The 19,834-nt window shown below is 66.7% G+C and carries 22 protein-coding genes; 7 read left to right on the forward strand and 15 right to left on the reverse strand.

Annotated elements, in window-relative coordinates; translation table 11 throughout:
* Position 1: 1 nt before the first annotated feature.
* Positions 2-937, forward strand: coding sequence for a 3-methyladenine DNA glycosylase (locus tag AC1DZQ_RS18020; protein ID WP_476964777.1), 936 nt, complete (start codon positions 2-4; stop codon positions 935-937).
* Positions 934-1,314 (forward strand): serine protease inhibitor, encoded by a 381-nt coding sequence (locus AC1DZQ_RS18025; protein WP_476964778.1) that lies wholly within the window; start codon positions 934-936, stop codon positions 1,312-1,314. Before AC1DZQ_RS18020 ends, AC1DZQ_RS18025 begins: the two co-directional genes overlap by 4 nt.
* Before the next feature lie 127 nt (positions 1,315-1,441).
* Here AC1DZQ_RS18025 and AC1DZQ_RS18030 read toward each other — a convergent pair whose 3' ends face one another.
* Together AC1DZQ_RS18030 and AC1DZQ_RS18035 are read right to left on the reverse strand one after the other, a co-directional pair.
* Positions 1,442-4,579: a S8 family serine peptidase gene (locus tag AC1DZQ_RS18030; RefSeq protein WP_476964779.1), complete on the reverse strand. Its 3,138-nt coding sequence runs from the start codon at positions 4,577-4,579 to the stop codon at positions 1,442-1,444.
* Positions 4,580-4,912: 333 nt separating this feature from the next.
* The gene (locus AC1DZQ_RS18035) at positions 4,913-5,098 is read right to left on the reverse strand and encodes a hypothetical protein (RefSeq protein WP_018776109.1); all 186 of its coding nucleotides are present in this window, start codon (positions 5,096-5,098) and stop codon (positions 4,913-4,915) included.
* A 275-nt stretch (positions 5,099-5,373) separates the two neighbouring features.
* Between AC1DZQ_RS18035 and purS the strand changes: the two genes are divergently transcribed.
* Genes purS through purL form a run of 3 tightly spaced genes read left to right on the forward strand, consistent with a single transcriptional unit; the run spans position 5,374 to position 8,715 of the window.
* A complete protein-coding gene (purS, locus tag AC1DZQ_RS18040) occupies positions 5,374-5,625 on the forward strand; it encodes a phosphoribosylformylglycinamidine synthase subunit PurS (protein WP_018776110.1) in 252 nt (83 codons plus the stop codon).
* A gap of 1 nt (position 5,626) precedes the next feature.
* Entirely contained in the window at positions 5,627-6,385 is a 759-nt protein-coding gene (gene purQ / locus AC1DZQ_RS18045) for a phosphoribosylformylglycinamidine synthase subunit PurQ (protein WP_476964780.1), read from the forward strand.
* The gene (purL, locus tag AC1DZQ_RS18050) at positions 6,382-8,715 is read left to right on the forward strand and encodes a phosphoribosylformylglycinamidine synthase subunit PurL (protein ID WP_476964781.1); all 2,334 of its coding nucleotides are present in this window, start codon (positions 6,382-6,384) and stop codon (positions 8,713-8,715) included. Before purQ ends, purL begins: the two co-directional genes overlap by 4 nt.
* A gap of 88 nt (positions 8,716-8,803) precedes the next feature.
* Here purL and AC1DZQ_RS18055 read toward each other — a convergent pair whose 3' ends face one another.
* The 13 genes from AC1DZQ_RS18055 to AC1DZQ_RS18115 form a co-directional block, all read right to left on the reverse strand.
* Positions 8,804-9,403 (reverse strand): hypothetical protein, encoded by a 600-nt coding sequence (locus AC1DZQ_RS18055; protein WP_476964782.1) that lies wholly within the window; start codon positions 9,401-9,403, stop codon positions 8,804-8,806.
* 47 nt (positions 9,404-9,450) lie between these two features.
* Positions 9,451-9,744, reverse strand: a complete 294-nt coding sequence (locus AC1DZQ_RS18060) for a DUF503 domain-containing protein (RefSeq protein WP_476964783.1) — start codon at positions 9,742-9,744, stop codon at positions 9,451-9,453.
* A 126-nt stretch (positions 9,745-9,870) separates the two neighbouring features.
* On the reverse strand, positions 9,871-10,203 hold the full coding sequence (locus tag AC1DZQ_RS18065; RefSeq protein ID WP_476964784.1) for a putative quinol monooxygenase: 333 nt from the start codon (positions 10,201-10,203) through the stop codon (positions 9,871-9,873).
* 50 nt (positions 10,204-10,253) lie between these two features.
* Positions 10,254-10,856, reverse strand: a complete 603-nt coding sequence (locus AC1DZQ_RS18070) for a hypothetical protein (protein ID WP_476964785.1) — start codon at positions 10,854-10,856, stop codon at positions 10,254-10,256.
* 14 nt (positions 10,857-10,870) lie between these two features.
* Positions 10,871-11,431, reverse strand: a complete 561-nt coding sequence (locus tag AC1DZQ_RS18075) for a DUF1990 family protein (RefSeq protein ID WP_476964786.1) — start codon at positions 11,429-11,431, stop codon at positions 10,871-10,873.
* Entirely contained in the window at positions 11,428-11,838 is a 411-nt protein-coding gene (locus AC1DZQ_RS18080; protein ID WP_476964787.1) for an MmcQ/YjbR family DNA-binding protein, read from the reverse strand. The genes AC1DZQ_RS18075 and AC1DZQ_RS18080 overlap by 4 nt, the downstream gene beginning before the upstream one ends.
* 34 nt (positions 11,839-11,872) lie before the next feature.
* A complete protein-coding gene (locus AC1DZQ_RS18085) occupies positions 11,873-12,298 on the reverse strand; it encodes a CoA-binding protein (RefSeq protein ID WP_476964788.1) in 426 nt (141 codons plus the stop codon).
* A 104-nt stretch (positions 12,299-12,402) separates the two neighbouring features.
* Positions 12,403-13,182, reverse strand: coding sequence for a hypothetical protein (locus tag AC1DZQ_RS18090; RefSeq protein ID WP_476964789.1), 780 nt, complete (start codon positions 13,180-13,182; stop codon positions 12,403-12,405).
* Positions 13,179-13,727: an RNA polymerase sigma factor gene (locus AC1DZQ_RS18095; protein WP_476964790.1), complete on the reverse strand. Its 549-nt coding sequence runs from the start codon at positions 13,725-13,727 to the stop codon at positions 13,179-13,181. Before AC1DZQ_RS18095 ends, AC1DZQ_RS18090 begins: the two co-directional genes overlap by 4 nt.
* A gap of 132 nt (positions 13,728-13,859) precedes the next feature.
* Positions 13,860-14,336 carry a hypothetical protein gene (locus AC1DZQ_RS18100; RefSeq protein WP_476964791.1) on the reverse strand — a complete coding sequence of 159 codons (477 nt, stop codon included), beginning with the start codon at positions 14,334-14,336 and terminating at the stop codon, positions 13,860-13,862.
* 378 nt (positions 14,337-14,714) lie between these two features.
* Complete coding sequence (locus AC1DZQ_RS18105) at positions 14,715-15,725, reverse strand: 1-aminocyclopropane-1-carboxylate deaminase (RefSeq protein WP_476964792.1); 1,011 nt, start codon at positions 15,723-15,725, stop codon at positions 14,715-14,717.
* Between the two features lie 127 nt (positions 15,726-15,852).
* On the reverse strand, positions 15,853-17,142 hold the full coding sequence (locus AC1DZQ_RS18110; protein ID WP_476964793.1) for an adenylosuccinate synthase: 1,290 nt from the start codon (positions 17,140-17,142) through the stop codon (positions 15,853-15,855).
* 184 nt (positions 17,143-17,326) lie between these two features.
* Positions 17,327-17,689 (reverse strand): hypothetical protein, encoded by a 363-nt coding sequence (locus tag AC1DZQ_RS18115; protein ID WP_476964794.1) that lies wholly within the window; start codon positions 17,687-17,689, stop codon positions 17,327-17,329.
* 99 nt (positions 17,690-17,788) lie between these two features.
* On the opposite strand from AC1DZQ_RS18115, the gene AC1DZQ_RS18120 reads away from it, so the two are divergent.
* Positions 17,789-18,997 (forward strand): cobalamin-independent methionine synthase II family protein, encoded by a 1,209-nt coding sequence (locus AC1DZQ_RS18120; protein WP_476964795.1) that lies wholly within the window; start codon positions 17,789-17,791, stop codon positions 18,995-18,997.
* A gap of 186 nt (positions 18,998-19,183) precedes the next feature.
* Positions 19,184-19,816 (forward strand): uracil-DNA glycosylase family protein, encoded by a 633-nt coding sequence (locus AC1DZQ_RS18125; protein WP_476964796.1) that lies wholly within the window; start codon positions 19,184-19,186, stop codon positions 19,814-19,816.
* The last annotated feature ends 18 nt before the right edge of the window (positions 19,817-19,834 follow it).

The raw sequence follows: 19,834 nt of genomic DNA on the forward strand, positions 1-19,834 counted from the left end.
CTTGCATCTCCAGCAGGAAGAGTGGCTGCCGCGCCAGGCCGCCCACGTCCAACGCGTCCGCCGTTACGCGGATCCCTACCTCGAGCGGCGTTCCGCCGGCCGGAAGCACCCGGTGGAGGACTTCCTTTTCACCTATTACACCCAGAAGCCCGGGCAGTTGCTGCGCTGGCACCCGGGCGCCGGCGTCGTGCTCTCCGGCCCCGAGGCTGCGGTGCGGAGCGGGTGGAAGTATTACCGCGCGGCCGATGCCGCGGAACGCGCGGCAGCCGGCCTGCCGGCAGGGTCACCGGCGGTGACTGTCGACGTCGACGCCTTCCTGAGGGAGCGCCGGGAGGCACTGCAGTTCGCCGGGATCATCCTGGCCGGGACGGCCGCGCGGCCGGCCCAGTTCGGCTGCTTCGGGCTGCACGAGTGGGCCATGGTCTACCGGCAGGACAAGTTCGACCTCCGGCATGAGTACCTGCAGTTGCGGCTGGGGTCCGGGCGTACCGACGAGGTGGTGGAGGAGAACCGGATCCGGTGCTCGCACTTCGACGCCTTCCGCTTCTATACGCCGGACGCCGTTCCGCTGAACAGCATGGTTCCCAGCAGGGAGAACCAGCGGGCCATGGAGCAGCCGGGCTGCCTGCACGCCAACATGGACCTCTACAAGTGGGCCTACAAGCTTTCCCCGCTGCTGCCCAGCGAGCTCGTCATGGACTGTTTCGAACTCTCATGGCGGATCCGGGCCATGGACATGCAGGCCTCGCCCTACGACCTCGCCGGCTGGGGCTATCCGGCGATCCGGATCGAGACACCGGAAGGCAAGGCCGAGTACGTTGGCTATCAGCGGGCGTTCGCGGCCGAGTCGCAGGAATTGCGCCAGCGGCTGCTGCACGAACTCACACCACTGCTGCGGGCCACTGCATCCCACGAAAGCACGGAAGGACGGCAATGACCGACCCCCATGACCGGCGCAGCCGGCACGACATCGACCTCACGATCCGCCTGACGGAGGCACCGGAAGAGCCGGAGTACACCTTCCATCTGGCGGCCGACGGCGGCAGCGTCGCCCCGGCGTCCACGCTGCCGGACCCCGCCGCGGCCCTGGCGGCCGTGCAGCGGTTCGGGGAGGACATCTTCTTTCCCAAGCCGGGACCGCCGAAAATGTGCACGCAGCAGTACGGCGGACCTCAGGTGGCCGTGGTCACGGGCTGGTTCCTGGGCCGCGAAGTGCACAGCGTGTTCAGCCGCACCGACGGTTGCGAGATCGCCCGCTGGCGGGCCATGGCGCCGCTGCTCGGCGGAGTGGCGGGCTCAACCGGCGCGATCTAAGTGCCGGGGCCGCCGTGCTGCCAGGCTACCGACCGGGCCGGACCGGCCGGCGGGACTGTCCTTAAATAGCGATGGCCGGCGGTGGGAACCGCCGGCCATCGCCGTCACTTCGGCGTTGAGTTTCCGCCTAGATGGCGTTGTTGGGGCGCTCAAGCTCCTGGTTCTGGAACTTGGACTGCGCGGCCGAGCCTTCCGAGGTCGGCGCCACCGAGGCACCGCCTGCAGCGTTCACGACGACGCTGACGAACGTCGGTTCGCTGGCACCGGCAAAGGTGATCCGTCCGATGTAGGAGCCGGGCTTAAGACCGGTCCAGTTCAGCGTGATCTTGCCCGTTTCACCGTTCGGCAGCACCAGAGGGTTCGGCGTGATGGTCGCATTGTTCTCGTTGGCACCGAGAACCGCGGCATCGACGCTTGCCTTCGCGGCCTTGCCGCCCGGGCTGGAGTACAGGTTCGCGTAGATCGTGTACGTGCCGGCAGCCGGATTCGCAATCGAGAGCGTCTCACTGGACGACGACGTCGCCACCTGCTCGACACCCCGTGGCGTGACGACCCACATGTCGAAGTCCGAGGCCGGGTCAGAGGAGATGACCGAGAACTTGGCCAGCGGAGCACCGGCCGGGACCTTCACAGTCTTGACGAAGGTCGAGGCATCGGCGCGGCCCGCGAACGGCCCGGGGACCAGCTCCACGGCAGAAGAATCCGCCTTGGACAGGCCGTCCAGCGTCATGTTGACGGGCGAGTTGGTGCCGGACACTACGCTGATGTCGCCCGAGCCGGTGCCGGATTCGGTGCTCAGGAAGACATCCTTCGCGGCGACCACAGACTGCGGCCGGACTGCGATCGGCGAGGTGGCGGTCTTGCCTGCACCCTCCCAGCTTAGTGAACCCATGGCGAACTTGCCCAGGGCAGCGCTCTTGTTCTCAAAGCTGACCTTGAAGGTCTTCTTCTCGCCAGCGGCCTTGAAGTTCAGTGCCGCCGGAGCAACGTTGACCTGAATTCCGGGCACATCGGCTTTGACCTTGTAGACGCCCGGAGTCAGGGCGGTCAGGGTCCGGGTCACGGTGATCTTGCCGGTGAGGTTGCCCAGCGAGAAGGACGGGACGTTCATGTCCCTCGGCAGGGTGCTGGACGCCAGGCCGAGGTTGATCCCCGTACCCTGGATGAATTTCCAGTAGTCCTCTTCGTTAGCATCGTAGACAAGACCCGGATCGACCATGCGTGCCGGATCCACCTGGCCCGCGCCGGTGGCGTGGACGTCGGTGTTCTTGGAGCCGTCGGCGTTCACGACATTGCCTGCCGTGGTCATCATGGCGGACTTGACCGTTGCCGGGGACCAGTTCGGGTTCTTGCCCAGGAGCAGCGCGCCGAAGCCGGCAACGTGCGGTGCGGCCATGGAGGTGCCGGACAGGAAGCCGAACTTTGCACCGTCGGCGCCAATCGGCGACACACCGGCCAGGACTGCAACACCCGGCGCGGTGACGTCCGGCTTCAGCAGATCCGAATCGGTGGCCAGCAGCGGGCCCCGGGAGGAGAAGCCGGCGATCTGCGGCTGCGCCTCCAGCGGCAGTCCGGTGGTGTCCTTGTTGACCAGGGAGACCTTGATGGCCGGGTTGGCGGTCACCTTGGCCTTGATGGCCTCGGTGGCCGGCGGGTTCACGTGGACGGTCGGGACAGCGTGCTGATCAGTGTCCAGCGAGGAATTGCTCAGGTTCACCAGGATCATGCCGACGCCGCCGCCGCGCTTGACCTCGGCGCTCTTGGCGACGCGGTCGACAACGCCGCGGTCACAGACCACAACCTTGCCGGCGACCTTCGCCGGGTCCAGGGTGCCGGGGCCGCACAAGGCCGGGCTGGTGCTCCCGGCGGCTGCAGCGTTGGCAGCCAGTACAACGCCGGCGTCCTTGACTTCATTGTTCATGATGCTGGCGCCGCGGAACTTGGTGCCGTCGGCGAATTCAACGGTGCCCTGAAGCTCCTGGGAGAAGCTGCTGGCGGCCACAGTGGTGACCCAGGGGCCGCCGTGGTTGACAGTGCTGGCCGTCGGACCGGAGTTTCCGGCTGACGCGGCGACGAAGATGCCCGCGGTAGCAGCGTTCAGGAAAGCAATCGAGACCGGGTCGATAACGGACGTCGCAGAACCGGAGATCGAGTAGTTCAGCACGTCCACTCCGTCTTTGACGGCCTGGTCGACGGCGGCAACGGACGAGGAGCTGTAGCAGCCGCCCGTGTTGGGGTCGGTGTCTTCCCAGCAGACCTTGTAGACGGAGAGCTTGGCAGCCGGCGCGATGCCGCTGGTCAGGCCGAAGCTGCGCCCGTCGACGAAGGTCTCGACGTTGGCGTTGCCCGCCGAGGTGCTGGCCGTGTGGGTGCCGTGGCTGGCGACATCGACCGGGGACAGCAGTTCTTCCGGGGCACGGTCGCCCGGGGGTACGAACTTCAGGAAGTCCTCGGCGAAGTAGTGCGCGCCCAGGACCTTGGAGTTGCAGGCAGAACCGTCGAAGTCCTGTCCTTTCTGGCACTCACTGGTGAATGTGTCGCCGTCGGACTTGAGCATTGCGATCTTGCCGTCCGCCGTCTTGTACGGCACACCGACGACAGGCTTGCCGACGAGGGGCTTGACCTCTTCCCCGGCGAAGAACGCGCTGGAGGGGGTATAGCCGGTGTCGATGACGCCGACGACGACGCCCTTGCCGGCGCCGTCCTGGCCGCCGAACTTCTTGTTCCAGGTTCCGTTGGGTCCGCTGAGCTTCAGGAAATCGGTGCTGGAGTAGTCCGGAGCGTTTTCCGTGTCAGGGGCAACCGTCAGCACGCTGGAGTCCTTGGCCAGCTTGATGGCCTGATCCGCGGTGAGGTTTGCGCTGAATCCGTTGAGGGCAGCGGTGAACTGCCGATTGATCTGGACGTTCTGCTTGCCTGCTACGTCGGCCTGCTTCTTTTTGAGGTGCGCCTCGTACTGCTTGACTTCAGCCCTGCTGCCATCCAGCTTCTTGCCCGGCGCAGGCTTGGTTGCCGCGAGTCCGGGCGTGCCGCCGTCATACGTGGCTGCCGGCTTGTCGGTCAGGACAACGATGTAGCGGCCGTCCTTGTAGTTGTTCGGGTCCAGATTCTTCTGTGCGACGCCGGTTACGGCCGGAGCTTGCCCCGGGGCCGCGTTGGCGGGTGCGATCGCGATGCTGGACAGAAGAACCGGCAAGCCCAGGGTCAGTGCCGCGGCCCTCCGGAGTCCCCCGCTTCGAAGGAAGCTCTTTCCTGGTGATGTCACGAGTGTTCGAACCTTTCGTAAAGGAACGGCCCGGCTTCATTGCCGGGCCCAACGGACTGGCGGGAACTCACCGGGCGATCGCCCGGCCTGCCCCGACGGATACCAGCCGATTCATACAGTACAGACTGAGAGCGAGATATGACATAGACCACAAGGAGGTATTTAAAATTTGTCACGCAACACGACATGATGCGATGGCGAGGCTGCTGAACTGCGTCAATGGGAACCTCAGGCCCGCACGGGCGCACCCCCACTGCGGCGTCTCAGCGCGGGGGACGCGGCCCCTGATGGTCCGCGGGCGTACCGCCGGCCTACCGGCGTCCTACCACCGGCTTACTTTCGGGGAGTCCGGACCACGTCGCTGATCCATGCGCGGGTCTTCTCATCCAGGGGCCCGGCCACCTTGGTCGCCTTCGCCGCACGGTCGGCCTTGATCTTCTGCAGGACCATCCGGCCCAGCCCGGCGAACACTGCAACGGCGACAACAGACAACACCACAGATTTCGGATTCTCAGCCATGCGCACATCCTACTGACCCGCAGCAGCCCCGACCATAGGGCGCAACCGCCCCACGGCGCCATTTCTCCAGCTCAAGGACCTGCCGGGGAGGCCTCGTTCACACTCACAGCCCGAATACGGCCGCACGCACCGTGGCCGGTAGAATGGGCATGCAAGCTCGCGGAGCGCCCTTTCACGCTGTATTCACCAAGCAGTCCTCAACACACAGCGGATCGGCGTGAGACGGCACCACTCCGCTGCGCCCTTACCCAACGCTCACGCACAGGAGTTACCGGATGCCCCGGATCGTTGTCGACGTCATGCCCAAGCCCGAGATTCTGGACCCGCAGGGGAAGGCCATCGTCGGTGCACTGCCCCGGCTGGGCTTTACCGCTTTCAGCTCTGTCCGCCAGGGCAAGCGCTTTGAACTCACGGTCGACGGCGAGGTGACCGAGGAGATCCTGGCCCAGGCCCGCGACGCCGCGGAGACCCTCCTGTCCAACCCGGTCATCGAGGACGTCGTCAACGTCGAGGTCGTTGAGGCCTGAAATGACTGAACTCCCCCTGATCGGCGAGGCTGTCGCCGTCGCCGCGCACCCCAGGCTCGCGGGTGCGAAGATCGGCGTCGTGACCTTCCCCGGCACACTGGATGACCGCGACGCCGCCCGTGCAGTCCGACTGGCCGGCGCCACCCCGGTGGAGCTCTGGCACGCCAGCACCACCTTGGGCGACGTTGACGCCGTCGTGATTCCCGGCGGTTTCTCGTACGGCGATTACCTGCGCGCCGGCGCGATCGCCCGCTTCGCGCCGCTGATGTCCAAGATCATCGACGCCGCCAATTCCGATGCCAAGCTGCCCGTGCTGGGCATCTGCAACGGCTTCCAGATCCTGACCGAGTCGCACCTGCTGCCCGGTTCCATGATCAAGAATGACCACCTGAAGTTCATGTGCCGCGACCAGGTGCTGCGCGTGGAAAACAACGCGACGGCCTGGACCGGGGACTACGCCGCCGGTCAGGAAATCACCGTGCCGCTGAAGAACCAGGACGGCCAGTACATCGCCGACGAGAAGACCCTGGACGCGCTCGAGGCCGAAGGCCGCGTCGTGTTCCGCTACGTCGGCTTCAACCCGAACGGCTCCCGCCGCGACATCGCCGGCATCTCCAACGCCGCGGGCAACGTGGTGGGCCTCATGCCGCACCCCGAGCACGCCGTGGAGGCCGGCTTCGGCCCCGAGCTCGGCTCCGGCACTGAGGGCCTCGGGTTCTTCACCTCTGTCCTGAACAAGATCGTGGGAGACAACAAATGACGGAGACACCCGCAGTGGCGGCGCCCGCGGAGACCGCCCGGAAGTTCAACATCGACACCGTCGAGAACGCGGCCAAGACCCCGGACACCGATCTCCCCTGGGCCGAACTGGGCCTGAAGCAGAACGAGTTCGACGAGGTCGTGAAGGTCCTGGGCCGCCGCCCCACCGGCGCGGAACTCGCCATGTACTCGGTGATGTGGAGCGAACACTGCTCCTACAAGTCCTCGAAGAACCACCTGCGCCAGTTCGGCGACAAGGTGACCGAGGAAATGAAGAAGGACATGCTCGTGGGCATCGGCGAAAACGCCGGTGTCACCAACCTGGGCGACGGCTGGGCCGTAACGTTCAAGATCGAGTCCCACAACTCGCCGTCGTTCGTGGAGCCCTACCAGGGCGCCGCAACCGGCATCGGCGGGATTGTCCGCGACATCATCTCCATGGGCGCCCGCCCCGTAGCGGTGATGGATCCGCTGCGTTTCGGGGCCATCGACCACCCGGACACCGCCCGCGTCATGCACGGCGCCGTGGCCGGGATCGGCGGCTACGGCAACTCGCTGGGCCTGCCCAACATCGGCGGCGAAATGGTCTTCGACTCCGTGTACCAGGGCAACCCGCTGGTGAACGCGCTGGCCGTCGGCGTGATGCGCCACGAGGACATCCGCCTCGCCAACGCCTCCGGCAAGGGCAACAAGGTGGTGCTGTTCGGTGCCCGCACCGGCGGCGACGGCATCGGCGGCGCCTCGGTGCTGGCCTCGGAGTCCTTCGATGACACCAAGCCGTCCAAGCGCCCCGCGGTCCAGGTGGGCGACCCGTTCGCCGAGAAGGTCCTGATCGAGTGCTGCCTGGAGCTCTTCAAGGGTTCTCTGGTCGAAGGCATCCAGGACCTCGGCGCTGCCGGCATTTCCTGCGCCACGTCCGAGCTCGCCTCCAACGGCGACGGCGGCATGGAGGTCGAACTGACCTCCGTCCTGCTCCGCGACCCCACCCTGACCCCGGGCGAAATCCTGATGTCGGAGTCGCAGGAACGCATGATGGCCGTGGTCACGCCGGAGAACATCGCCGCATTTGAAGCGGTCATGGACAAGTGGGCCGTGGAGTACTCCTGGCTGGGCGAGGTGACCGATACCGGCCGCCTCATCATCACGTGGGAAGGCGACGTCATTGTTGACGTCGACCCGCGCACGGTGGCCCACGACGGTCCGGTTTACGACCGCCCGTATGCCCGCCCCGAATGGCAGGACGCCGTCCAGGCCGACTCCTTCACCGGGTCCGTGCAGGACGCCGGCCGACCCTCCGCCCCCGCGGACCTGGCCGCCGCGATCACCGAACTCGTCGCCTCACCGAACATGTGCGACAAGTCCTGGATCACCAAGCAGTACGACCGCTACGTCGGCGGCAACACCGCCATGGCGTTCCCGGACGACGCCGGCGTGGTCCGGGTGGACGAGGAAACCGGCCTGGGCGTGGCCCTGGCCACGGACGCCAACGGCCGCTACACCTACCTGGACCCGTACCACGGCGCGCAGCTGGCACTGGCCGAGGCGTACCGCAACGTCGCCACCTCCGGCGCCGTGCCGATGGCCGTCAGCGACTGCCTGAACTTCGGCTCCCCCGAGGACCCCGACGTCATGTGGCAGCTCGCCGAAGCCATCCGCGGCCTGTCCGACGCCTGCATGGTGCTCGGCATTCCGGTCACCGGCGGCAACGTCTCGCTGTACAACCAGACCGGGACCACCCCCATCCACCCCTCCCCCGTGGTGGCTGTGCTGGGCAAGTTCGACGACGTCGCCCGCCGCACGCCGTCGGGCTGGAAGGAAGACGGACAGGCCATCTACCTGCTGGGCACGACGGCGGCAGAGCTGGACGGTTCGGAATGGTCCAACATGCGCGGACACCTCGGCGGCCTGCCGCCGAAGGTTGACCTCGAAGCCGAGCGCGAGCTGGGCCAGATCCTGATCAACGCCTCCCGCGACGGCATGGTAGATTCCGCCCACGACCTCTCCGAAGGCGGCCTCGCCGCGGCCCTCGTGGAGTCGTCCCTGCGCTACGGCGTGGGCGCCCGGATCGCGCTGCAGGACGTCCTGGACCGCGACGGTGTGGACCTGTTCACGGCCCTGTTCTCCGAAACCCAGGGCCGCGCCGTCGTCGCTGTGCCCCGCTCGGAGGAAATCCGCTTCACGGACATGTGCACCGCCCGCGGCTTCGCGCACGTCCGGATTGGTGTGGTGGACGCCGAGGGCGGCACGCTGGAGATCAACGGCGTCGAAACCATGAGCCTCGAGGCCCTCCGCGAAGCCCACGAGGCGACCCTGCCGAAGTACTTCGGCTAGTCCCCACCCACCGGGGCCCTAGTCCCATCGGTTGCTTCGCAACTGCCGTTTTGAACCCTCAAAACGGCAGTTGCGGAGCAACCGTTCGTTAAGGGGTGAGATCACCGCCGACCCGGGCGACGAAGTTCGTTAGGACCATCCGGTGGTTTGCGTCCAAGACATGCTGGGGCAGGGCTTTGCCGAGGTCCGCCCACACGAGGCCGAAGCTGCCGCGCATCTGAAGCTGGCCGGCCGGGCGGCCCATGAACCAATAGTGCAGGTGCGCGCCGCCGTCGCCCCAGCGGTTGATGTGGGCCCGGCCTACAAACTCCTGAGCCTCGATGGCCGCGGTGAGGTGGTTCATCAGCACGCCGAGTTCGGCGGCTAGCTCATCCGGAAGTTCCCCGGCGTCGTAATGATCGACCGGCTTGAGCATGAGCCCCACCGGCATGAGCATCGGGAAAAGTGGATGGATCCGCCAGCGGCCGTTCTGCCACAGGGTGGTGGCTCCGTCCGTGCAATCCGAGCAATCTGCGCCGTTCTCGCCGCGACGGGGCGGTTCCGGCAGCTCCGGCGCAGTAAGCGCCTTCGTGGTCAGTGGCCCCGCGAACGGGAACGACGGCCAGGCGGCAAACTCCGCCGCCGTGTCGTCGTCATGCGGCTGGGAGGCGAATTCGAAGTATTCGTCCGGCGTCATGGTCTGCGTCATGGCACCAGACTAGTGCCCGCACGGATTCCGTCCCTGAGCCTGCGGGGTTAGTCGTCGCTGCGGAGCTCCCGTTGCCGGGCGCTGAGGAGTTCGAGTTCGGGCCGGGCTGCCACGAAGCGTTCGACGGCGGCCAGCACGTCCACGAGGTGTGCCCGGTCTGCTGCCACCAGGCCGGCGCCCAACTGCGTGCGCCGGTGCTGTTCGTGGTCCCCGACCTCGGCCACGGAGACATCAAAGCGGCGCTTCAGCTCCGCCAGCAGCGGCCGCACCACGGAGCGCTTCTCCTTGAGGCTGTGAACGTTGCCTAGGAGGAGGTCGAATTCAATCCAGCCGATCCACATGCCATAAGCCTATCGATTGCTCCCTACCTGCCCCCTCGCCTCGCAAGCTCGGCCAGGGAACCCTGCCGGAGTGGGCCCACGGCCGTTTTGAGGCCTCAAAGGGCCGTTACGGAGCAATCGACGGGGTTAGAGGCGGTCCTCGGCGATGGTGAGCTCGCCCATCCGGTCCCAGCCGTCGCCGTCGAGCTGGCGACTGACGATGCGCGGCGTCTCGGCCAGCGCCTGCGGCATGTCCGCCATGGCCTGCTTGAAGTGGGCGCTGTTCACATGGTCTCCGGCGGCGTCGTCCTTGAAGGCCTCAACGAGGACGAATTCGTTGGGGTCCTCCACACTGCGGGACCAGTCGAACCAGAGGTTCCCGGGCTCCTGCCGGGTGGCCTGGGTGAAATCGTCCACGAGGCCCAGCCAGCGCTCGGACCAGTCCGGCTTGACCTTGAATTTGACGACGATGAAGATCACGAGCTGTTGCCTTTCATTCGGATTTCCGGAGGTTCCATTCTTGCAGGCGGTCAGCAGGCCTTGATGGCCTCGCGGGCCAGTTCCTGCTGCCGCGGCGTGCCGATCCTATCGGCCCACTGTTCCGCGAGCTGGAACTCCACCATGGCCTCGGTGCAGCGGCCGGCGTCGTGCAGCGTCCAGCCGAGGTTGTTGTGCAGCGAGATCATCCACCGTTTGGTCCGTTCATCGTGGACCGTGGAGGCATACTCCAGTGCGCTCCGGGTCCAGGTCTCGGCGTGGGCGGAGTCGGCAATGGCGAGCATGTGCAGCGCGTCCACGGCCAGGAATTCCTCGACCAGGTAGTCTGCCAGTTCCGCCGCCTGTTCAAAGAGCGGCACGGCCATCTCGGGGTGGCCGCTGGAATTGAGCACCCGGCCGCGTTCGAGCAGCACCCGCACCGCGACGGTGGGCTCGTCGGCGTCGACCGCGTCCAGCAGGGCGTCGGCTTCTTCGAAGCGGCTTTGCAGCCCGATGGCCCGACCCAGCTGGGTGGTGAGTTCGGCGCGTTCGTCGGCGTCGTAGCTGTCATCTGCGGCGGCCGCCCGGAACCGGGCTTCGGATCCGGCGGGATCGTCGAAGTTCCACAATTGGTCAAGGGTTTTCTGTTCCAGCATCCATCTGCTCCTGATCAGCTTTCACCTGCGGCCAGTTCGTGTGCACTCCCAATGTATCGGGAAGTGACATGCCTTTGTGCGCGTCCCGTCAGGGCGCTGCCGGCCGCGTAGAACCAGTTGGAAGGCCTGCTGAAGGCGGTGATTTTCAGGAACACCCGCCCGGCGTCGTCGATCTCCACTTCGAAGGCTTCCTCGCCCCTCACTGGATGGCCGGGCAGTGTGCCGTACCCGAAGCCGGCACGCTGCGGCCCGTCGCCGGACGCCGGCTGGCACACCCACACCACCTCGCAGGGCGCGTTGATCCGGAAAGGTCCGACGCCGAATCCGTTCACCACGCGCGCGCCGGGCACGACGGCGTCGGAGTCGGTGCGGATGCGCAGCCCGGAGCGTTTCTGCAGCTGCCAGGAAAGAATTCCCTGCGCCACCCTCCGGTACAGTGCCAGTCCGTCGCCGAGGTACGCCTGGGACACCAGACAGGGAAAGCCTTCGGGCGCCTGCCCGTGCTCGGTGGAGCCGATGCCCGGATAGTTCAGCCCGGCCCGCGCCGCGCGGCCGGTGCCGGGATCGCCGCTCATGTGCCCTCGCCCCTGGCCAGTCCCGCCCAGCCCAGCTGCTCGCGCTGCTTTCGACTGAACGAGGCGACCACCAGGTCATAGGAATCCTCCACCATGTCCCGGATCATGTCATCCGGCAGCGCACCGTCCAGCCGGACCCCGTTCCAGTGCGTCTTGTTCATGTGCCAGGCGCCGGTGATTTCCGGATGGACGGCCCGCAGCTGTTCGGCCAGGGCCGGCTCGCATTTGAGGCTCACGGACCAGTCCGCCGGGTCCATGGCGGAAGCCGCGAACATCTTGGCGTCCTGCCGCGCGCCGCCGGAAATACCCGCCCGCACCTTGAAGACGGACGTCTCCGGGCCGAAGGGAAAGTCCTCAAAGGCGCCGGGGAAGCTCAGACAGATCTCGCGGAGGGTGGCAACGTCCATGGCACGAGCCTATCCGGCTGCGGGCTACGGGCCGCTAGAGGCCTACGCGCCAGCCTTCGCGGGCGGGGCACTCGTTCACGACGACGTCCAGCCCGGCGGCCTTGGCGCGGTCCACCGCGGCGTCATCGAAGACACCCAGCTGCAGCCAGACGGCCTTGGCGCCCACGGCGATGGCCTCGTCGATGACGGCCCCCACCCTGTGGGAGTTGACGAAGCAGTCCACGACGTCGATCGGGTGCTTCCCCGCCGGGATATCCGTCAGGGAGCGGTATCCCTTCTCCCCGTGGACGTCGTCGCCGGGCAAGTTGACCGGAATGATTTCCATGCCCATCCGGTCACGGACAAACAGGGAGACTTCATACGCCGAGCGCCATTCGTTGGTGGTCAGTCCGACCACCGCCCACGTGCCTTTGGTTCGCATGAGGCGGTCAATCACTGTCGGATCGTTAACGTGGGCCATGCATCAACATTACTCCTGCAATCTTTCCCGGCAATCATCGAATAAATGAATGATCTGCCCCGTCAGGCGCAGCCGTGAACTTCGAGCGAGGTTTAACGAGCGGCTTATGGGTTGACGGGGGCCTTGGTCGGAACGACGCCGGGCAGGGTTGGGGTGGTGCGGCCCGGAACGCGCGGCAGGTCCCTGTCTCCGTTTCGCCCGCCGCCCGGAAGTCCGGGCGCTTCGGGCCTCTGGCCTGGGGTCGGAAGGATGCCGTCGCGGCCGACGGCGGGCGGCGAGGCGGGCCGCCCGTGTCCGGCCGCCGGGGAGCCCGGAGTTCTTGAGCTGTTTGGCGTTCCCGCGCCAGTAGGTGCAGGCCCGGGCGTTCCGGGACGGGACGTGGCGGCCGGCACGGGAAGGACCGGGACCGAGGACGGCGACGGCTGGACATGCTCAGGGGCCGGTGCATCTTGCCCCGCGGGCTGGAATATGACGCCGACGGTTTGGCTGACGTTATGCCGGAAGTCCTCGCTGGATGCCGCCACGGCGCCGGCACCCAGGGTCATGGCACCCACGACGGCGCCACCGACGATTGCCAGCCGACGCTTCCGGCCGCGGCGCTCGGCGAGGCTCGTGACCCGGGTCGGCAGCGATTCATCGGCGGCATCCGTCACGGTCGTGACCGTGGGCAGCGCCGTCGTCATGGCTGATTCACGGGTGGCGGGACCGGCTGCTCCGGCTGCGAGCAGGGCCGCGAGGTCGGCGCGGGGCGCGGGAGCCGCATCCGGGACCAAGTCGCGGAGCTGTTCCAGTGCGCTCCGGAGCTCGGCCGCGGTTTCGAGGCCGGAGTCGCTCAGCATCACTTGGATGCTGCCATCCTGCTGGGGGTCGCGGGTGCCGGTCATGATGCTGCGTGGTCCTTTTCGGTTACGAGTTCGCGCAGGGCACTGAGCCCGCGGCGCTGAAGCTGTTTGATGGCACCCGGCGTCTTGTCCATGATGCCGGCCACCTGTTCGATGGAAAGGTCCGCGACTATCCGCAGGACCAGAACTTCCCGTTGCTCCTCGTTGAGCCTCGCGAGAGTGTCCGAGATACCGCCCAGGGATCCGAGCACCTCGTCCTCGGCCGACGCCGAGTAGCGTGCGTCGTTCAGGGGGTCGTATTCGGCCAGGTACGGCGTGCGTTCTGCCCGCCGCCTGTAGTCGACCAGCCGGGCGTGGGCGACGGAGAAAATGAACGTCCGCAGACCCGTGTGGCCGCCGCGGACGCCGGCCAGTTTCGGCAGAACGTCCACGAACACGTCTTGGGTCAGGGCCTCGGCGTCGTCCACGCCGCGGGCCCGGAAGTAGCCCAGCACGGCCGGGGAAATGACCGCGTACACCGCGCTGAAGCCAGAAGGGTCACCAGCTAAAGCGGCTGACAATTCGTCGTCGCTTAGCTGCTGTGCCAAGAGGCTGTCCTTCCGTTTACTGCTGGGGTGCGGCCCCCGCAAGTCTAGCGGCCGCACCCCGGAGCCCTTCAAAATGAAGGGCTCCCTCCTTGCTTTCAGACCCGTGCCGGGTCCAGGCTAAACAGCCAGAAATTACTTGTCGTGCTGGGGCAGCTCGACGGACGGCTGGGCCGGAATGGCCGGGGTTGCCGGGACGCCGTGGCCACCGGGGACCGCGGGGGTCGCCGGAACTGCGGCCTTAACGTTGGCGTTGGCGTGTGCCTCGCCCGCAGCACCCTTGACGCTGACGCCGCCCTTGACGGTGGCGCCGTCCTGGTCAGCGTCGACGGAGCCTTGGCCGGAGCCTTCGGTGCCGTCAACGTCGGCGTCGGCGTCGCCCTTGGCGGAGCCATCAGTCGACGGTGCCGCCGGAACTGCGGGGACGGCCGGCTTTGCCGGAAGCGTAGGCGTGGCCGGGACAGCTGGCGTGGCGGGCGTAGCGTGGTTCACTTCAGCCTGCTCGGTGCTGGACATCTGGGCCGCGTTGGCCAGTCCGATGCCGGAGAAACCTCCGACTGCCAGGATGGCGGCGCCGACAACAATCTTGGTGGTCTTGCTAACACTCTTCATAACAGCAGTACATCCTTTGTTTTTTTGGTGGAAGGCGGGCTGAGGCCTCATGGGGGCAGTCGACAGCCCGCTCTCGCCGTGGAAGGCTGGCCGGCGCCCATGGGGGCAGGCGCCGGCAAGCGCTTACGGTAAAGGGCCGACCGGAGACCAGATGGGGGGAAGGCGCCGGTCGGCACTTACAGTGGAAGGCCAGCCGATGTCTGGTGGGGGGTCCAACACTCCGGCGGCGCTTACAAAGAGGTAATCGCTGGGCGGGCTCGAAAGGTTACGCACCATCCGGAAATTTCTTGATTTCTTTTTTAGGGCCGGTGCTGCCGGGGCTTAACGACGACGGCGGCGGGTCCCCCGCCAGGGAACCCGCCGCCGGAGCATGCCGTGTCAGGACCGGAAGAGCCCACTGTAGGCGTTGAGGGCGATCTGGCCGCCGAGGTGGGCGTAGAGGACATTGCTGCCGGCCGGAATCTCCCGGCTTTTCACGAGGTCGATCAGCCCGGCCAGGGACTTGCCCTCGTAGACGGGGTCCGTGATCATGGCCTCGAGCGAGGCGCCCAGGCGGATGGCGTCCAGGGTGGAGTCGACGGGGATCCCATAGAGGTCCCCGGCCCAGCCCTCCATGACGTTGATTTCGTCGTCACGGAGTTCCCGGCCCAGGCCGATCAGCTCAGCGGTGTTCCGGGCGATGCGTTCAACCTGGTCGCGGGTCTTCGCCAGGGTCGCCGAGGCGTCGATCCCGATCACGCGGCGGGGTTTGTCCTGGCCGGCAAAACCCGCGATCATCCCGGCGTGGGTGGACCCCGTGACCGTGCAGACGATGATCGTGTCGAAGAAGATGCCGAGCTCCCGTTCCTGCTCTTGCACCTCGTAGGCCCAGTTGGCGAAGCCCAGGCCGCCCAGTCTGTGGTCGGACCCACCGGCCGGGATCGCGTAGGGCTTGCCGCCGGCGGCTTTGACCTCTTCGATCGCGTTCTCCCAGCTGCTGCGGATGCCGATGTCGAAGCCCGCACTGTCCAGCCGGACGTCGGCGCCCATGATGCGCGAGAGCAGGATGTTGCCTACCCGGTCGGACAGCGGGTCCGGCCAGTCGACCCAGTTTTCCTGGACCAGGCGGGCTTTGAGGCCGAGTTTCGCGGCCACCGCCGCGACCTGGCGGGTGTGGTTGGACTGGTACCCGCCAATCGAGACCAGGGTGTCCGCACCCTGCGCCAAGGCATCCGGGACGAAGTATTCGAGCTTGCGGGTCTTGTTGCCGCCAAACGCGAGGCCGCTGTTGACGTCCTCGCGTTTCGCCCAGATCTGCGCCCCGCCCAGGTGCGCGCTGAGTCGCGGCAGCGGGTGGATGGGGCTCGGCCCAAACGTCAGGGGGTAGCGTTCGAAATCGGTGATGGCCATCGTCGGTCCTTCGCTCGCGGTGGAAACGGCTTAGCAGTAGGGCTTGCTTAAATGCGACGGCGGCGGGCCGCCCTCTCCAGGGTGGCCCGCCGCCGTCGTGCGCCAGTTGGTGAAGCGTCAGCCGATACTAGTCGTTGATGAGGTCGTTGACCACGATCGTCTGGTCGCGGTCCGGGCCGACGCCGATCGCGGAGAAGCGCGTTCCGGAGAGCTTTTCCAGAGCCAGGACGTAGTTCCGGGCGTTTTCCGGCAGGTCCTCCAGGGTGCGGGCGCCGGTGATGTCCTCGGTCCAGCCTTCGAAGTATTCGAAGATCGGCTTGGCGTGGTGGAACTCGGTCTGGGTCATGGGCATTTCGTCATGCCGCACGCCGTCAACGTCGTAGGCCACGCAGACCGGGATCTGCTCGATGCCGGTGAGGACGTCCAGCTTGGTCACGAAGTAGTCGGTGAAGCCGTTGACCCGGGAGGCGTGGCGCGCCAGCACGGCGTCGTACCAGCCGCAGCGGCGGGGACGGCCGGTGTTGACGCCGAACTCGCCGCCGGTCTTCTGCAGGTACAGGCCCATCTCATCGAACAGTTCCGTGGGGAACGGACCGGCGCCCACGCGCGTGGTGTAGGCCTTGATGATGCCGATGGAACGCGAGATCCGGGTGGGGCCGATGCCGGAGCCCACGGAGGCGCCGCCCGCGGTCGGGTTCGAGGACGTCACGAACGGGTAGGTGCCGTGGTCAACGTCCAGGAAGGTGGCCTGGCCGCCCTCCATGAGGACCACCTTGCCCTCGTCCAGGGCGGTGTTCAGGACATAGGTGCTGTCGATGACCAGCGGGCGGAGGCGCTCGGCGAAGGAGAGGAAATACTCCACGATCTCGTCCACCTCGATGTCCCGGCGGTTGTAGACCTTGACCAGGAGCTCGTTCTTCTGGCGCAGCGAGCCCTCTACCTTCTGGCGCAGGATCGAGGCGTCAAAGACGTCCTGGACGCGGATGCCGAGGCGGGCAACCTTGTCCATGTAGGCAGGGCCGATGCCGCGGCCGGTGGTGCCGATGGCGCGGCTACCGAGGAACCGCTCGGTGACCTTGTCCAGCACCTGGTGGTAGGGCGCCACCAGGTGCGCGTTGGCGGAGACACGCAGCTTGGAGGTGTCCGCGCCGCGGGCCTCCAGTCCGTCGATCTCCTGGAACAGGGCTTCCAGGTTCACCACGCAGCCGTTGCCGATGATCGGAACCGCGTTCGGGCTCAGGATGCCGGCCGGAAGGAGCTTGAGCTCATACTTCTCACCGCCTACGACGACGGTGTGCCCGGCGTTGTTGCCGCCGTTGGGCTTGACGACATAGTCAACGCGGCCGCCAAGCAGGTCAGTGGCCTTACCTTTGCCTTCGTCGCCCCATTGGGCTCCGACGATCACGATTGCTGGCATGGGATCCTCCCCCATTCGTTCGGGCCGAACCACAGTCATTCCCGCAGCTCAGCGCCGTTCATGAGAATGCCCCGAATCTACCGCTGTGTTCGTATCCAACGCCAGAGTTCCGGGGCTCTTACCACCCAAGTTTAGCCGAAAACGGTGAACGGCATCGCTTTGGGTCCTTGCTTGGACGCGCCGTCTAGCCTGCGGTGAACGCCAGGGCCGCTTCCGCGAGTGAGGGCCACGCGTCCGCCGCCGCCACAGGCACTTCCACCCAGTCCTTGAAGGGGCGTTCCATCCCGGACGGATCAAAGAACCGCGCGCCGGGCAGTTGGAGGGCGCGGGCGTGATCGGCCGAATCCCTGCCCAGCTTGAAGGCCATCGCGTCCCCGGTGAGGCAGGCCATCGCCTTGCGGTTGACCATCAGGGCCCGGGAGCCAAAGGTCTGGCCCAGTGCGACGCCTGCACCGGCGAGGTCTGCGGCCACGCCTTCGAAGGCGTCGACGGCGGCAGCGGACGATTCTTTCTTCTTCATGGCGTTCGTCATAGCTGCATCATCCACCAGGTCAGACTCGACACATAACGGGAACCACTTGCGGGACAGCGCGGCGTGGAATTGAGTGGGAGTGAGAATCCCGAGCGGCCGAAAGGAAACCACGCCATGTCCCGGAACACCGACCACATCCGCGTGACCCATGCCGGCTCCTTGCCCCGCACGCCCGAGCTGATCGCCGCGAACGAGGCCAGGGAAACAGACGGCATCACGCCAGAATTCCTGGACCTGCTCGAAACCTCGGTGGTGGACGTCGTCCAGCGCCAAAAGGACCTGGGCATCGACATCCCCAATGACGGCGAGTACGGGCACACGATGTCCAGCTCCGTGGACTACGGCGCCTGGTGGAATTACTCCTTCTCAAGGCTCGGCGGCCTGGAACCGACCGATGTGGACCGCTGGGCCGACGCCAAGGTGCACCGCTCCTCGCCGGGCCACATCGTCCTGACCTCCTTCCCCGACCGCCGGGACCGGCTGAAGTTCGATGACGCCTACAACGACCCCTCCTCTGGGATCCTGGCCCACCGCAAGGCCGTCACCCAGCCGAAGATCGCCGGGCCGCTGACGTACACGGGCCAGGAGCTCGTGGCCGCGGACATTGCCAACCTCAAGACCGGCCTGGCCGCGGCCGGGCTCGCCGAGGGGTTCGTCGCCTCCCTCTCCCCCGGGTCGTGCGCCCGGGTGGCCAACGAGTTTTACGGCAGCGACGAGGAACTCCTCTTCGCCTGCGCCGACGCGATGCGCGAGGAATACAAGGCCATCATCGACGCCGGCCTGACAGTCCAGCTCGACGATCCCTCCCTGGCCGAGAGCTGGGACCAGATCAACCCCGAGCCGAGCCTGGCGGACTATCTGAAGTTCATCCAGCTCCGGGTCGAAGCAACAAACTGGGCGCTGCGCGGTCTTCCGCAGGAGCGGATCCGGCTGCATGTCTGCTGGGGTTCCTGGCACGGCCCGCACACCACGGACATCCCCTTCGCGGACATCCTCGATTCCGTCCTGCAGGTCAATGCCGGCGGCTACTCTTTCGAGGCGGCCAACGTCCGGCACGAGCACGAATGGCGCGTCTGGGAGGATGCGAAGCTCCCCCAGGGGAAGGTCATCATCCCCGGCGTCGTCTCGCACGCCACCAACGTCGTGGAGCATCCGGACCTCGTGGCCGACCGGATCGTGCGCTTCGCCGAGCTCGTGGGTCGTGAAAACGTGATTGCGTCCACCGATTGCGGGCTGGGCGGCAGGGTGCATCCCGAAATTGCGTACGCCAAGCTGGAGGCCCTCGGCGATGGGGCCCGCCGCGCCACCAAGCGGCTCTGGTAACTGCACCGGACGGCAGAGCCGGGGGCCGGCGCTGCATTTCGCGGGGCTTGATAGACTGATAAGGATCGACCAGGAATCGGTCCACACCACATTTTCACACCACACCATTGCTCCGCATGCCCGGTATTCGGCGTGTCTGCATCCGGTGTGGCAGCTTTGCCAATCCCGCAGGAGACCCAGCAACATATGACAGCCCTGGCCACCGAAAATTTCCGCGAAGAGCTCCTGAGCCGCCGGTACGAACCTAACGTCGCCCCCGTCAACGAGCTCCTTGACGTCCTCCAGGCAACCAAAGCTGGCACCGCTGTCCCCTATGTGGACCCCATGCACGACGTCGATGAGTGCCGCATCATCAGCCTGTACTCCAACATCGGCACCGCGGACGCGTCAGGCTTCATCACCGCCGGCGATGATGAGGCGGCCACCCGCATGCTGGGCATCCAGTGGAAGCTGGGCCTGCGCCCCGAATTCGTCATGCCGTGGAACGTCCACCCGTGGTACGTCCCCGGCGAGCCCAATGGCAAGTTCACGCCGGACCAGATTTCCGCCGGCCTCAAGCCGCTGCTGAAGTTCCTGGCACTCGTGCCCCGCGCCTCCGTGATCGTAGCCCACGGCACCGAGGCCAACCGCCTGGCCAACCTGCTGCTCAAGACCGAAGTGCCCATGATCTGGCGCCGGGGCCTGAAGACTTACAAGGTCCGCTCGCTCAGCGGCCGGGCGTTCGCCGGCACCCCGGTCCGGCAGGAAGAGTACCTGGCCGAGATGCACACCGCGTACGCGGATGCCATGGCCCGCACGGGCCTGGCCAAGGCCAGCTGATACCCAGCCGCACCTTGA

It is taken from the genome of Arthrobacter sp. P1_C12_2, assembly GCF_056406415.1.

Bases quoted from the DNA above. Each gene is read 5' to 3' on its own strand.
- purL (WP_476964781.1), top strand. From the start codon at position 6,382: ATGACGGAGACACCCGCAGTGGCGGCGCCCGCGGAGACCGCCCGGAAG.
- AC1DZQ_RS18125 (WP_476964796.1), top strand. From the start codon at position 19,184: ATGACAGCCCTGGCCACCGAAAATTTCCGCGAAGAGCTCCTGAGCCGC.
- AC1DZQ_RS18070 (WP_476964785.1), bottom strand. From the start codon at position 10,856: ATGCTGGAACAGAAAACCCTTGACCAATTGTGGAACTTCGACGATCCC.
- AC1DZQ_RS18075 (WP_476964786.1), bottom strand. From the start codon at position 11,431: ATGAGCGGCGATCCCGGCACCGGCCGCGCGGCGCGGGCCGGGCTGAAC.
- AC1DZQ_RS18025 (WP_476964778.1), top strand. From the start codon at position 934: ATGACCGACCCCCATGACCGGCGCAGCCGGCACGACATCGACCTCACG.
- AC1DZQ_RS18035 (WP_018776109.1), bottom strand. From the start codon at position 5,098: ATGGCTGAGAATCCGAAATCTGTGGTGTTGTCTGTTGTCGCCGTTGCA.
- AC1DZQ_RS18080 (WP_476964787.1), bottom strand. From the start codon at position 11,838: ATGGACGTTGCCACCCTCCGCGAGATCTGTCTGAGCTTCCCCGGCGCC.
- AC1DZQ_RS18105 (WP_476964792.1), bottom strand. From the start codon at position 15,725: ATGGCCATCACCGATTTCGAACGCTACCCCCTGACGTTTGGGCCGAGC.
- purS (WP_018776110.1), top strand. From the start codon at position 5,374: ATGCCCCGGATCGTTGTCGACGTCATGCCCAAGCCCGAGATTCTGGAC.
- AC1DZQ_RS18085 (WP_476964788.1), bottom strand. From the start codon at position 12,298: ATGGCCCACGTTAACGATCCGACAGTGATTGACCGCCTCATGCGAACC.
- purQ (WP_476964780.1), top strand. From the start codon at position 5,627: ATGACTGAACTCCCCCTGATCGGCGAGGCTGTCGCCGTCGCCGCGCAC.
- AC1DZQ_RS18110 (WP_476964793.1), bottom strand. From the start codon at position 17,142: ATGCCAGCAATCGTGATCGTCGGAGCCCAATGGGGCGACGAAGGCAAA.
- AC1DZQ_RS18090 (WP_476964789.1), bottom strand. From the start codon at position 13,182: ATGACCGGCACCCGCGACCCCCAGCAGGATGGCAGCATCCAAGTGATG.
- AC1DZQ_RS18055 (WP_476964782.1), bottom strand. From the start codon at position 9,403: ATGACGCAGACCATGACGCCGGACGAATACTTCGAATTCGCCTCCCAG.
- AC1DZQ_RS18060 (WP_476964783.1), bottom strand. From the start codon at position 9,744: ATGTGGATCGGCTGGATTGAATTCGACCTCCTCCTAGGCAACGTTCAC.
- AC1DZQ_RS18120 (WP_476964795.1), top strand. From the start codon at position 17,789: ATGTCCCGGAACACCGACCACATCCGCGTGACCCATGCCGGCTCCTTG.
- AC1DZQ_RS18100 (WP_476964791.1), bottom strand. From the start codon at position 14,336: ATGAAGAGTGTTAGCAAGACCACCAAGATTGTTGTCGGCGCCGCCATC.